The sequence below is a fragment of the Actinokineospora fastidiosa genome, assembly GCF_014648415.1.
Taxonomy (GTDB): Bacteria; Actinomycetota; Actinomycetes; order Mycobacteriales; family Pseudonocardiaceae; genus Actinokineospora; species Actinokineospora fastidiosa.
Window position 1 is genome coordinate 19146 of sequence record NZ_BMRB01000007.1, and the last position, 13181, is coordinate 32326.

At 69.7% G+C, this 13181-nt stretch carries 12 protein-coding genes; 9 read left to right on the forward strand and 3 right to left on the reverse strand.

The genetic code is table 11. The annotated features are described in order from the left end of the window. Positions 1-201: 201 nt before the first annotated feature. From IEY98_RS27750 to IEY98_RS27785, 8 genes are all read left to right on the forward strand, one after another. Entirely contained in the window at positions 202-1059 is an 858-nt protein-coding gene (locus IEY98_RS27750; protein WP_189213628.1) for a hypothetical protein, read from the forward strand. Continuing rightward, complete coding sequence (locus IEY98_RS27755; protein ID WP_189213629.1) at positions 1056-2168, forward strand: TRM11 family SAM-dependent methyltransferase; 1113 nt, start codon at positions 1056-1058, stop codon at positions 2166-2168. Before IEY98_RS27750 ends, IEY98_RS27755 begins: the two co-directional genes overlap by 4 nt. A gap of 116 nt (positions 2169-2284) precedes the next feature. After that, a complete protein-coding gene (locus IEY98_RS27760; RefSeq protein WP_229787592.1) occupies positions 2285-3496 on the forward strand; it encodes a DNA cytosine methyltransferase in 1212 nt (403 codons plus the stop codon). Continuing rightward, the gene (locus IEY98_RS27765; RefSeq protein ID WP_189213631.1) at positions 3493-4440 is read left to right on the forward strand and encodes a hypothetical protein; all 948 of its coding nucleotides are present in this window, start codon (positions 3493-3495) and stop codon (positions 4438-4440) included. The genes IEY98_RS27760 and IEY98_RS27765 overlap by 4 nt, the downstream gene beginning before the upstream one ends. Before the next feature lie 107 nt (positions 4441-4547). Beyond that, positions 4548-5009, forward strand: a complete 462-nt coding sequence (locus IEY98_RS27770) for a VUT family protein (RefSeq protein WP_229787594.1) — start codon at positions 4548-4550, stop codon at positions 5007-5009. Next, the gene (locus IEY98_RS27775) at positions 5006-5962 is read left to right on the forward strand and encodes a deazapurine DNA modification protein DpdA family protein (RefSeq protein WP_189213632.1); all 957 of its coding nucleotides are present in this window, start codon (positions 5006-5008) and stop codon (positions 5960-5962) included. The genes IEY98_RS27770 and IEY98_RS27775 overlap by 4 nt, the downstream gene beginning before the upstream one ends. A gap of 40 nt (positions 5963-6002) precedes the next feature. Next, on the forward strand, positions 6003-6224 hold the full coding sequence (locus IEY98_RS27780; protein ID WP_189213633.1) for a helix-turn-helix domain-containing protein: 222 nt from the start codon (positions 6003-6005) through the stop codon (positions 6222-6224). A gap of 97 nt (positions 6225-6321) precedes the next feature. Next, a complete protein-coding gene (locus IEY98_RS27785) occupies positions 6322-7524 on the forward strand; it encodes a tyrosine-type recombinase/integrase (protein ID WP_189213634.1) in 1203 nt (400 codons plus the stop codon). An 80-nt stretch (positions 7525-7604) separates the two neighbouring features. Here IEY98_RS27785 and IEY98_RS33465 read toward each other — a convergent pair whose 3' ends face one another. Further along, the gene (locus IEY98_RS33465) at positions 7605-7886 is read right to left on the reverse strand and encodes an STAS domain-containing protein (RefSeq protein ID WP_373292478.1); all 282 of its coding nucleotides are present in this window, start codon (positions 7884-7886) and stop codon (positions 7605-7607) included. A gap of 1158 nt (positions 7887-9044) precedes the next feature. Here IEY98_RS33465 and IEY98_RS27795 point away from each other — a divergent pair. Further along, positions 9045-9947 carry a serine hydrolase domain-containing protein gene (locus tag IEY98_RS27795; RefSeq protein WP_229787595.1) on the forward strand — a complete coding sequence of 301 codons (903 nt, stop codon included), beginning with the start codon at positions 9045-9047 and terminating at the stop codon, positions 9945-9947. 314 nt (positions 9948-10261) lie between these two features. Here IEY98_RS27795 and IEY98_RS27800 read toward each other — a convergent pair whose 3' ends face one another. Beyond that, positions 10262-11650 (reverse strand): amidohydrolase family protein, encoded by a 1389-nt coding sequence (locus tag IEY98_RS27800; protein WP_189213636.1) that lies wholly within the window; start codon positions 11648-11650, stop codon positions 10262-10264. 421 nt (positions 11651-12071) lie between these two features. Further along, positions 12072-13025, reverse strand: coding sequence for a LysR family transcriptional regulator (locus IEY98_RS27805; protein WP_189213637.1), 954 nt, complete (start codon positions 13023-13025; stop codon positions 12072-12074). Between the last annotated feature and the right edge of the window lie 156 nt (positions 13026-13181).

The following is a 13181-nucleotide window of genomic DNA, read 5'->3' on the forward strand; positions in this document are numbered from 1 at the left end:
GACCACTCCGGCCGCCGCTCGCCCCGGCGACGCGCCGCCTCCACCCACCCGGCCTCGACCCGTGCAGGCGGGCGTCGGGCGGTGGAGCGCAGGCCCTGGCCGACCGCGCCGACCACCACCCGGGTCAGCCCCGGCAAACCCGTCGGCGAGACTCCTCGCTCACGGTCGCGAGGGTCGGCGACGACCCCGACTCCGGCGACCGTGTGGACCGCCGGCAGCGCCCCGGTCGACCTCGACGCGACGTGGCCCGCCGCGCTCATCGAACGGATCGTCACCTCGTTCAGTGAGCCCGCCGCGCGGGTCGTGCTGCTCGCCCGGCCGGCCCCGCACAACACCGGCCGCACGCTCGCCGCAGTAGGGGACGACGGCGTCATCGACCGCGCGCCCGGCACCGACTCGGACCCCGAGGTGGCCGACGCCGCGGCCGTCGTCGAACGCCTCGGCCGCACCGTGCGCGTCGAGCACCTGCCCGCCGACCCGACCTCGACCGGCCCTGCTTCCCGGCCCTTCTGGGCCGACCTCGTCACCGGCCCCACCCCGGCCCCCGCGCCCCTCCCGACGACCCCGGAACACTCCATCGAAGTCCCCACGCCGCACCCGGCGACGGGCATCGTCAGGGACGCGGACCTGATCGTGACGAGCCTGCCGCCAGCCCACTGCGGAGACCACCGCGCGGACCTCGTCGCCTTGTTCGCGGCTCACTCGCTGCGGGTCGGCGGCATCCTCGCCGTACTCACCCACTGTGACTGGACGAGCGGTGAGCTGACGGACCCGACAGGGGCGGTGGTGGCCGCCGGGCAGAACGCCGACCTGCTCTACCTGCAGCACATCGTCGCCCTGCACGCACCCGTCCGCGACGGCCGCTTCGACCTCCCCGACAGCCCCGCCGACGACCTCGACGAGGAGTTCCGCGCGCGGCACCGCGCCCTGGTGCGCGGACTGCCCGCGCCGCATCGGCGCATCCACTCCGACGTCCTCGTCTTCGCCCAACCGCACGACCACCAACCACCGCCCCCGCTGTCCGCGAACATCGCCGCGCAGGGCGGAGACCGCCGATGACCACGACGCCGAACACCGACCCCGTTCGCTCCGCCGACGGTGCGGCCGACAGCGACCACGGCGGCGAGTCGACCCAGCGCATCCCGGCGGCGGTCATCGCCGCGCTCGACACCCCGCCCACCGCTGTGGACAACCCTGTGGACAGCGCGGCGGGCGAGGAGGCCGGGGAACCGCCCGCGGTGTCGGTGTGGACGACCGCGCAGTCCTCACCCGCCGCGCAGCGCAAGAACTCCTACGTGCCGGAGTCGACCGCGCATCCGGCCAAGATGCTGCCCGAGGTCGTCCGCCACGCCGTCGCCCACTACACCAAGCCCGGCGATCTGGTGCTCGACCCGATGTGCGGGATCGGCACCACCCTCGTCGAGGCGGTGCGGCTGGGCCGACGCGCCCTTGGCGTGGAGTACGAGCCGCACTGGGTCGACGTCGCCTGGGCCAACCTCGACCTCGCCCGCGACCACGGCTTCGACCACGACGCCCGCGTGATCCAGGGCGACGCCCGCCAGCTCGTGACGCTGTTGGCGCCGGAGTACGTCGGCCAGGCCGCGCTCGTGGTGACGTCGCCGCCCTACGGGCCCTCCACGCACGGGCAGGTGTCGGTCGCCCCGGGCGCGGGGGTGCAGAAGTACCACCACCTCTACGGCAACACCCTCGACCGCGGCAACCTCGCCAACATCGGCCACCACCGCCTGCTGGCCGGGTTCACCCGCATCCTCGCCGCCCTGCGCACCTTCCTCAAACCCGGCGGGCACATCGTCATCACCATCCGCCCCTGGCGCGAACACGCCGAACTGATCGACCTGCCCTCCCAGATCCTCGCCTGCGGACGCGCCGCCGGACTCATCCCCGTGGAGCGCGACGTCGCCCTGCTCGCCCGCGCCGCCGCCACCGACCTCGTCGCCCGCGGCTCGTTCTTCCAGCGCGACTTCATCCGCAAACAGCGCGAGCGCGGGCTGCCGCTGCACCTGATCGCCCACGAGGACGTCCTCGTCTTCCGCACCGCCCTCCACAAGACCACCAGGGAGGCCGCCGCCGGTGCGTCGGGCGCGGACGTGGTCGACCTCGAGCAGTACCGCTCCACGCGGACCGTGACCCGGGGACGGGCGGCATGACCACCCGCCCACCCCGCGAGCGGACCAGGCATTCGCTCCCCCGGGACGATTCGGTCACCGAGGCCAGTCCGGTCCTGGGCTCGTTGTGCACCGGCTACGGCGGCCTGGACCTCGGCGTGCTGACCGCCCTCCGCGGCGGCCGCATCGCGTGGGTCGCCGACCCCGACCCGCACATCCGACTGATCCTCGACGCCCGCATGCCCGACATCCCGAACCTCGGCGACCTGCGACGCATCGACTGGGCCGCCGTCGAGCCGGTCGACGTGCTCGTCGCGGGGTTCCCCTGCCAGGACATCTCCGCCGCCGGGAAACGCGCGGGCATCGAGAAAGGAGCGCGCAGTGGGCTCTGGGCCGACATCGTGGCGGGCCTTCGCCTACTACGACCCGCGCTCGTCGTGCTGGAGAACGCCGCCGCGCTTCGCTGGAAGGCGGGAGGTCTCCACCGTGTACTCGGCGACCTGGCCGAAGCGGGGTATGACGCGCTCTGGCGTAGCGTCCGCGCCGCCGACCTCGGCGCCCCGCACCGCCGCGAACGCGTGTTCCTGCTCGCCTGGCGCCGCGACCACGACGGCGCCGCCGACCAACCCCCAGGACGGCGAGGACCCCGCGACCTGGTCGCGGCCACGCCGACGACACCGGACCGGTGTCGATGGCAACAGGATGGTGATGCCGCTGTCGATCGCGGTGCGGCTGCTGCCGACCCCGAGAGCCTCGGACACCGGGACGGCGGGCCGCAAAGCCGGAGCGGGGTTCCGGCCACCGCTGTCGCAACAGGTGCTCCCCCTGGTGGAACGCGAAGCGCTGCTGCCGACCCTGCGGGCGACGGACGGGACGAAGGGCTGCCCGGCACAACGGGGCTCCAAGGGCGACCTGATGCTGCCCTCGGCGGTCATCCGCCTGCTCACCCCACCGGCGCGCAACCGGGTCAACGGCAGCGGGACCGACACCACCTCGTAGCGGTCCGCGACGGCGAGGAGGGCGAGGCAAGCCAGCCGTCTGCCGTCGAGGCGACACCGGTGAACTGGGGCGTCTACGAGGCGGCGATCCGCGGCTGGGAAACGGCCCTCGGGCGGCCGATCCCGTATCCGATCCAGCCCGGCAACCACGGCCGGCCGGTGCTCGCGCCCGCCTTCGTCGAGCACCTCATGGGCCTCCCGAGCGGGTGGGTCACCGATCTCCCGTTGCCCCGCACCGCCCAGCTCCGGGCGCTGGGCAACGGCGTCGTCCCCGCACAAGCCGCACACGCCGTCGCGCTGCTGCTCGACGACCTCGCCACCGTTCTCCAGACCGAACACCGCCCGCCGGTCCGGCGGGAGGTGGCGGCATGACCACCACCGACCCGACGTCGCGTGATCCCGGGCCCGCGCTGCGGCTGCTGTCCCTGGGCGCCGGGGTGCAGAGCACCACCGTGCTGCTGCTCGCGTGCGAGGGCGAGATCCCGACCTTCGACGTCGCCCTGTTCGCCGACACCGGTTGGGAACCCCGCGCGGTCTACGCCAACCTCGACCGCCTGGCCGCCCACGCCACCAGACACGGCATTCCGGTGCGCAGGATCTCGGCAGGGAACATCCGCGCCGACGCCCTCGACCCGCGCCACCGCTTCGTCTCCATGCCCCTGCACACCCTCAACCCCGACGGCACCCGAGGCCTCGCCCGCAGGCAATGCACCTCCGAATACAAGATCATCCCTCTGAAGAAGGCGGCCCGGGAGCTGCTGGGGTATACGCATCCGCGGCGGGTGCCGCGCGGGGTGTACGCCGAGCAGGCCATCGGGATCAGCACGGATGAGTTCCACCGCGCCAAGGACTCCGGGCTGCGGTTCCTGCGCAACGTCTTCCCGCTGATCGAGCTCGGCTTCGACCGCGCCCGCTGCGTCGAGTTCCTCACCGAACGCGGCTTCGGGCAGACGGTGAAGTCCGCCTGTGTCGGGTGCCCGTTCCACGGCAACGCCGGGTGGCGCTGGGTCCGCGACAACGACCCCGACGGGTGGGCGGAGGCCGTCGAGTTCGACCGCGCCATCCGCCACGGCTACCCCCACGCCACCACACAAGGCCAGGAACTGCGCGGCCAGTACTTCCTGCACCGCTCCTGCCTTCCCCTGGACCAGGTCGATCTCGACACACCCTCCAAACCCCGCAGGCACCTGCGGCTGATCAGCACCGACACGGTCGTTGACGACGGTGACCCGGACGGCTGCTCGCCGTGGTCGTGCCGCTCCGGCGAACCAGCCACCGCCACCGACGACCCCGGTCGCCGCGAGCGTGCGGCATGAATCCCGCGATCGCTACGTCGCGGCACGGTTCGACGTCGCTCAAGCGGTGGGGTTGGCCGGTGGTCCCGCGGTCTGTGAGGCAGGCGGGGGTGGCGATGGTTGGGTGGATGCTGTCGGTTGTCGCGGCCAACGTCGCCTCGGTGCACTGTCCGCCGCTGGTGTTCGGCGGGCTGGTGGTCCCGGCGGGCACGCTGTTCGCCGGAGCAAGCCTGACGCTCCGTGACCTAGTCCACGACACGGCGGGTATCCGTGGTGTCACCGCGGGGATCCTCACGGGAGCGGGGCTGTCGGCCGTGGTGGCCGGCCCGCAGATCGCCGTGGCCAGCGTCCTCGCTTTCACCGCCTCAGAGGTTGTCGACGCGCGCATCTACGCGCGGCTGCGCCACCGCGGCCGGACGGCGGCTGTCGCGGCATCGAACGCGGCCGGGCTGGTGGTCGACAGCGTGCTGTTCGTGCCGTTGGCCTTCGGCGACCTCGCCGCCGTGCCCGGCCAACTCGTCGGCAAGACGCTCGCCACCGCCCTCACCCTCGCTGCACTCCACACCGCCCGCTGGGCGGTGAGCCGGTGAAGTTCTATCTGGGCACCCATCAACCGTCCTGGCTCGCCCGTGACCTCGGCGTGCCGTTGCTGGTCAGCCACCACCGACTGGCCGGCCGCCGCACCCTTCCCCGCGCCAGCGGCCCGTGGGCGCTGGACTCCGGCGGCTTCACCGAGCTGTCGCTGCACGGCCACTGGCGCACCGACACCGCCACCTACGTCCAGGCGGTCCGCCGCTACGCCACCGAGATCGGCCACCTCGACTGGGCCGCACCCCGCGACTGGATGACCGAACCCCACGTCCTAGCCCGCACCGGCCTCAGCCTGCGCACCCACCAACACCGCACCGTCACCGACTACCTCCGCCTCCGCGACCTCGCCCCCGAACTGCCGATCATCCCGGTCCTTCAAGGACAGACCATCACCGACTACCACCGCTGCGCCGACCTCTACGAACACCACGGCATCAACCTGGCCGCACTGCCGCTGGTCGGGATCGGCAGCATCTGCCGCCGCCAACACACTTACGAAGTCGAACAGATCATCCACGCCCTCGCCCACCGCGGATACCGGCTGCACGCCTTCGGCGCCAAGGTCCTCGGCCTGTCCCGCTACGCCACACACCTCGCCTCCAGCGACTCCGCAGCCTGGAGCTTCCGCGGCCGCCACCTCCCCGGCTGTGCCCCCGGGCACCGCAGCGAATCGAACTGCCTGCGCTTCGCCCTTGCCTGGCACCGCCACCTCACCGACCGCGTCCCCGAGATCACCCCACCCGTCGACACCGCCGCCGGTATACCCCCACGACCCGGCAACAGCTCTCAGCCACCCAACTCGGGTCCGGCGCGGACCCGCCCACGTCGTCCTCGATCGAACTGCACGCAAGGAGCCCGACATGGTCAACAACGGTCCACGTCGTCCCGCCCGCCTGGCCGGACCCCAACGACCGGCACCCGGCAACCGTCCCCAACCTCGCCGCGGCGATGATGCCCCGTCCACAGACCAGCGGTCGAGCCCGATCGCGGCGGTGGGGGAGGAGGGGCTGGTTCTGCTCACCGCCGAGCAGGCGGCGGCGCGCCTGCAGTTGCGGCCGTCCTGGTTGCGGCGCAAAGCAGCCGCCCGCGTGATCCCGTGCCGCTACGTCGGCAAGCACCTGCGCTTCACCCCGGAGGACCTCGCCGCCATCGCCGCCCAGTACGCCCACACACCAGCCGAACCCGGTCTACAACTTCGGCGGCGGGTCCCCTGATCGGGCGGCCTCCGGCAGCCCCGCTTGCCTGCTCGACCCCACCCACGCGTCCATACAGCCGTACCCCGTCGACCCGCGATGAGAAGAGGTGCCGCCCGTGGCCTACGTCGAGCCCTCCGGGCCGAACACCTGGCGGGTCCGCTTCCGCAAACCCGACGGATCACTCGGTTCGATCCCCGGCTTCACCAGCATCACCGACGCGCAGGACCGTGCCGACGAAATCAACGTCGACCAACGCCGGGGCCAGTTCATCGATCCCGACGCGGGGAAGACCCGCCTCGAGGCATGGGCCGACCTGTGGTTCGACGCGCTCGACGTCGGACCCAACACCGAACGCCAGTACCGCAGCCTCTGGCGCAACCACCTCCAACCCGACTGGGGCCACCAGGCCCTCGCCGGGATCACCAACCTGTCCGTGCACGCCTGGGCCAAGACCAAACGCGCCGAGGGCTACGCCCCGACCACCGTGACCACCATGGTCAAGCTCCTGTCGATGCTGCTCACCGACGCCGCCGACGAACGCCTCATCCACGCCAACCCCTACCGCCCCAAACGACGCGGACGCCGCCACGCCACCGCCCCACGCGAACGCGTCCACACCACACCCCACAACGCCCTCCGCGTCGCCCTGCACGCCTACCAACTCGCCGGAGCCTGGGCGGCCGTCCTCATCATCACCGGCGCCTGGACCGGAGCCCGCTGGGGCGAACTCCTCGGCCTGCAACGCCCCAACCTCCACCTCCCCGCCGACGGCGTCGGCCGCATGGTCATCCACCCCGACCACGGGTCCCTGCTGGAGATCGACGGCAAGTTCCAACTCGCCCCACCCAAGACCATCGAATCCGCCCGCACCATCACCCTCCCACCCTTCCTCACCCAACTATTGCGCCACTACCTCTCCACCCACACCCACCCCCACGTCTTCACCACCCTCGCGGGCGACCATCCCCGCCGCTCCAACTTCTCCCGCCGCGTCATGCGCCCCGCCGCCGACGGCACCACCGGCCACCCCGCCCACTGGCCGCGCCTGTCCCCGATCGAACCCGGCCTCACCTTCCACGGCCTACGCCACAGCCACAAGACCTGGCTCATCGCCGACCTCATCCCCGACATCGCCCAAGCCAAACGCCTCGGCCACCGCCTCGCCGACAAGATCGAACACATCTACAGCCACGTCGCCCCCGAAGTCGAAACCCGCCTTCTCGACGCCCTCCAACAACGCTGGTGTAACGCCGTGCAGAACATCATCGCAGCGGACCTACGCCCACTGCTCGAACTGACCCCGAGCCTTGCCGCCTGATCCAAACGGCGCGTTGCTGATCACGCCCTGATCCCAGCTACGTGCCCGTACCTGGCCGCTGTTTGGCGAAGCTAAACGGCCTAGTCGCTCGGAATGTCCGGCCCCTCCGGCGTGACAACGAGGGAGAACAACCCGACTACTCCGCTCAGCTCCAAGACCCGCAGTACGCGAGGGTGGCAGTGCGTGATCACGACCGTCTTTCCCTTGCGCTTGCAGTCGGCGTGTAACTGAGTCAGGAGACGCACACCGCTCGATCCGCAGAACGTGACCTCCGCTAAGTCCAGTTCCACCCGCGCCAGGCAAGGTGAGCACGGCCAGCAACTCCCCCAACACCGTAGGCGCGGTGGCCATGTCCAATTCACCGCTCACCGTGGCCATCGCCCCGGTGTCAGTCTGATCGACCCTGACCGCTGCGGACCTCTTGTTCACCTGTCGCTCCCCGGACACCGTGCTCGCCGCGCTCGCAGGCCCGGTGTTCCCCGCGCCAAACGTCGGGCCGCACACGCCACCGGTGAACTGTAGCTTTTATGTCCAGCCCGAAGCCATGCCAACCCGCCTGCATCGCCCGGAGGTGGGAGGACGGCATCGAGTGGCGCAACACTCGACACGGCCCTCCGTGTGGGGGCACGCTGCTGTTTACTGGTTTGTAACCTGGTTAGCAGCGTGTACCCCTGCGCGACCGGCGCGCCGACTACGGCCCAAAGGGCACCGGATATCCGGCGAATCGTCTGGTGACACTCAGAGTAGCAATTGTGCTGGTTTCCCACGAGAACGTCACCTCCTTTCCTAATACGTGGTGATCGTCGACCACGACAGGCCAGCATGGGCAGGAAGTGTAGTTTGTGCGCTGAACCACCCGATCGGTTGATCAAATCCTACGGTAGGAGAACGGACTTGGTCACGGGTAGGACACGGTGTCCTACCCGTGGCTAGAGGTGGCGGACCGTCGCCTGCGGAAACTAGACCGCCACTCCTCGATGACCAGCAATCAACTTCGCGTCAAGGTAGCGCGTCGCTTTCAGAGCGCGTCGCCGCGGAAAGCCGAGCGCGAAGACCGGGTGATTATCCGCTGCATCACTCAGTCTCTGTCGGTGCCTGTGGTCGATCACCTCTGGCACCTCTTTCGCGATGGTTGATCAGGGCTACCGTGACAGGGGGGTGCTGTCAACCCTGGTTGACCACAGCCGGTTCGTCAACTACCGTTGACACATGGATGTGGGAAAGCTGACCGAACTCGCGGGATCGACAGCCAACCATGACTCGTTGATGGGACCGGGACTGTGGCAGGGCTCCGCATCGAGTTGGGGCGCATCGAGGTGGCTGTGCTGCGCCACACGAGACGGTGGCGCCGGATGGCCGCAGATCGCGGCTGTCGTGGGTGTCGTGGGTGTCGTGACGCACTGGGTCCACAATGGCGCTCGTTGCCTGGTCGGCGGCCGGTCATGACCAGGAACCACGGTGACGAGCGGCTCGCGGCCAGGCTCGGCGAGCTGTTGGGGCCGCGCCATCCGGTCGCCGCGGTGGCTGTGGTCTCGCCCCAGGGCACGGCACTGGCCTGCCGCGGCGCCAACCTCGACGCCGACTTCGAGATCGGGTCGATCGCCAAAGGCGTCACGGGGCTGCTGTACGCCGAGGCGCTTGCGCGAGGTGAGGTCGGCGCTCACACCTCCCTCGGCGAGCTGCTGCCGCTGGGCGACGCCCCCGCCGCGCGGGTGACGTTGGAGTCGCTGAGCACGCACCGGTCCGGTCTGCCCAGCCTGCCTCGATCCGCCCGACCATGGCGGCGCACCATCGCGTTGTGGCGCCACGGCACGAACCCCTACGGCGAGGACCTCGGGCAGTTGCTCGTCCAGGCCCGGGGCGTTCCGCTCGGCAGACCGCGGCCCCGCTATTCCAACCTCGGGTTCGAATTGCTTGGCCACGCCCTCGCCCGCGCCGCCGGGACGACCTACGCCCAACTTCTGCACCGGCGTATCGCCGCCCCGTTGGAACTCGACCACTTCTACACTCCGGCGACCGCCGACCAACTCCGTCCTGGGGCGCTCACCGGCAGAAGCCGTCGAGGAGAACCGCGGCAGCCGTGGACCGGCGAGGCATTAGGACCGGCAGGCGGCATCCGCGCCTCCATTACCACCATGGCGCGCCTCACCGCGGCGCTGCTCGACGGAACCGCCCCGGGCGTCGCCGCGCTCGACCCGGTCGCATCCTTCGGCACAGGTGCCCACATCGGCGCAGCCTGGATCACCATCCAAAGGAAAGACCGATCGATCACCTGGCACAACGGAGGCACCGGCGGCTTCCGGTCCTGGCTCGGACTCGACCGCGGCGCAGGCACCGGCGTTGTCATCCTCTCGGCCACCGCCGCGGCGGTCGACCGCCACGGATTCACACTCCTCGCCGAGCACGACGGCAACGACAGCTAATGACAGCGAACCGACGCCTACACACACCTCACACTCGCAGAAACGTCCCTGACGAACCGTCGGGCAGCTGTCTCGTACCTGACGAGAATGGTCATGTGGTGGTGACGGCAGGCAGAAGCGGTCAAGTTCGCGTGGCAAACCACAGCGGCGTCGTTTCCGCATAGAGGTGACCACTAGGATGTCGTCGCGTGCGGTTTCCGCGCGTGTCCTTTCCGCTTTGAAGTGAACACCTTGGCGGCTTCCTTCTGCCGCTTCCGTGGTAGTTGACCACTGCTGGTGGTGCTTCTTTGGCGGCGTAGTTGATTGTTGGCCTTTCAGCTGGTCGGGTCGAAGTCGATCCGGCGTCCGCGGACGGCGGCCACGGCCCTGGCGACCTGTGCGTCGAAAGCGTCGAGCTGTTCGGCTTCGGCAGGGCTCGCGACGAAGGCCTTTCGGTCGCAGGCTGTGCCCGCGCGCCAGATTCGCTCGATGCTGCGGGTTGTGGTGATGTCCGTCAGCGGGTCACCGGACACCAGGACCAGGTCCGCGCGTTGCCCGGCGGCAACCCGTCCTCGGTCGGCGAGGCCGAACACGCGTGCCGGTTGGGTTGTGGCAGCGGTCAGGGCTTGGGCCGGGCTGATGCCGCACCGGACAAGGAGCTCCAGCTCCCGGTGCAGGCTTGCCCCGAACACGGTGCCCGGGTTCGGGGCGTCGGCGCCCGCCAGCAGTGTGACCCCCGCATCAGCCAGCCTCCGCACGTTGTCCTCGGCACGCGAGTAGGGCGACATGGCCCGGCCACGCGGTCCCGAAACACCCGAGGTCAATCGGCGCGCCCAGGCGTCCCCCAGCACCTCAGCCAGCCGCGGATCCCCTGCCACTGCCGCGCCACCCGCTTCACCGAGGGTGTTCTCGATGGTGGTCAGCGTCGGACAGATCACGATTCCGGCCTCGGCGATGCGGTCGACCAGGGCCTTGTGCAGCTCGGCATCCGCGGGGACGTGGGCCAGCACGTCGACACCGGCGGACACGACCTGCTCCACCCCGGCTGTCGAGCTCACGTGGGCGACGACGACCAGGCCACGGGCGTGCGCGGCAGTGACCAGTGCCGTGATGGTGTCGAGATTCAGCGACGGCCACAGACCCCCGGTGCCGGAGAAGATCTTCAAGTAGTCCGAGCCGTCCGCGATCCGTTCCGCGACGAACCGCTCGGCCTGGTCAGCGGCGGTCAACGTCGGGAACGGGGCATAAATGATCGATGGGTGCCCCCCGGGTGCGGTGGCGCCGACGCCCGAGGAACGCACATCGGCCACGTCCGGACGGGAGCTGGCCTGCTCCTTGGCCTTGGCCACCACGTCGGGCTTGCTGAACATGTCCAGAACGGTGGTCACGCCGAAGGTCAACGATTGCGCGAGAGCGCCGGGAACGAGGTGCACGTGCGCGTCGATCAGACCAGGAAGCACAGTCCCGCCCGCCGCGTCGATCACTTCGTCGCCTTCATGGGCGGCCGAGGCCGCCGAGCACTCGGTGACCAGCCCGTCGACGAACCTGACCGAAGTCCAGTCCCGGGACATAGTCCCGTCGAACACCTTCGCGTTCACAATAGTTGTTGCTGCGGCCACAACATCCTCCCGATCAACGAGTCCTGCACCACCGGCACAGTAGAGGAGCACCCGATGTCGTCCGGCGTACTCGCCGTCCTCTTTCTCGTCTTCAACGAGGGCCACCTGACCACCGGCCGTACACCGTCCCCTGACACGACCTGACCACGGAGGGGATCCGACTCATCGCCTGATCCATGCCTTTACACCGGGCGATGTGAGGTGGCCGGACTGCTGGCGTTGGTGCTCCTCACCGACGCCCGCCCCCGCCGCACATCAAGGTGGCTCCCGCCGGGCCGCATTCGCCCTGTACCTAGTAAAGAACCCCGTCTCGAGGCGAAGTTCTGTGCGGATGTCCACACCTGACTTTTCGAGCCGTTGCACGGCCACAAAACCACCCGCGACAGCGCCCGCCTTGGCAACCTAGCCGGTTTCCTGATGGCGGTTAGGACCGGGCGCGATTCTCGCTTCAAGGTCTTTAGTTGCTATCGGCCGGATGACCTTGGGCGCACATCGTCGTAGGACGGGGTGCCCGGACGCTGATCGGTCAACAGGTTGGGGGATGTACTTCCCGATGGCGGTTCCACCACGGCTGGAACACCGGACTGGCCTTGGCATGCACGGCGTAGGCGGCGGCTGCCTCTGTGTACACGGTGGCGGCTTGTTCCCAGGTGAGCCGTTGGCGCCGCCAGGCCATGACCAGCCGCATTCGCAGCGGTTCACCGACTAACGGCCGGATTACCAGGCCGGGCGCGCCCTTGGAGGTTGGTTCCACCAGCTGTACGGCGGTTCCGGACGTGATCAGCCCCCGGCCCGCTCCGCTGGGAACCTCGAATCGAATCTGTGGAGTGAACCCCGCTTCCCTTGCTGCGGCGCGCAGCGCGGCCAGCGATCCGTCCTCCGCGCCTGGCGGCCTGATCCAGGACTCGTGTGCTAGGTCGGCGAGGTTGACCGCAGGTTGGTCGGCGAGCGGATGGCTCGCCGATAATGCCACGAACACCGGCACCCACGGCAGCAGGATTCGCTGCGCGAGGTCGCGCTCCAACGGGATGTGCTGCTCCTCCGCCACTGCGAGCACGGCAGCATCGAGGTTGCCGCGGCCAAGCTGATGAGCCAGCACCGTGCTCGACGGTTCGACCGTCAACGACACCTTCGCGTCGGGGAAGGCATCGTCGAGCCGTTGGAACAAGGTGGCGACGCACTCCATGTGCACCGACCCGAACCGGATCGGTCCAGTGTTGTCGCGCGTCAGGTCTGCGCCGATCGTCTCTAGATCAGTGAGCAGCAGCTGTGCACGTTGCACCAACTGCGCGCCCAACTCCGTGGGTGTCACACCAGCGCGGCTGCGCTCGAACAGTTGCCCATTGACCAAGCGTTCCATGCGCTGCAACAGCCCGGTGAGCGATGGCTGTGAGATGCCGAGGCGTGACGCGGCTTGGGACAGGCTGCCGGCTTCGGCGATCGCGCACATCGCACGCAGATGTCGGATCTCCAAGTCCATAGGACGAGCCTATCCCCGGCAATGAATAGTGGGAAGTGATTCCCCGCCGTTAGCGGGTGACATCGCGAAGCTACTTTCCGGTAGCCTCGGAGCGGCCGGGCGCACGGACTGGCCTGTCCGCTGCTCTTGCGATCAGCAGCCTCTGGAAGGCCGTCT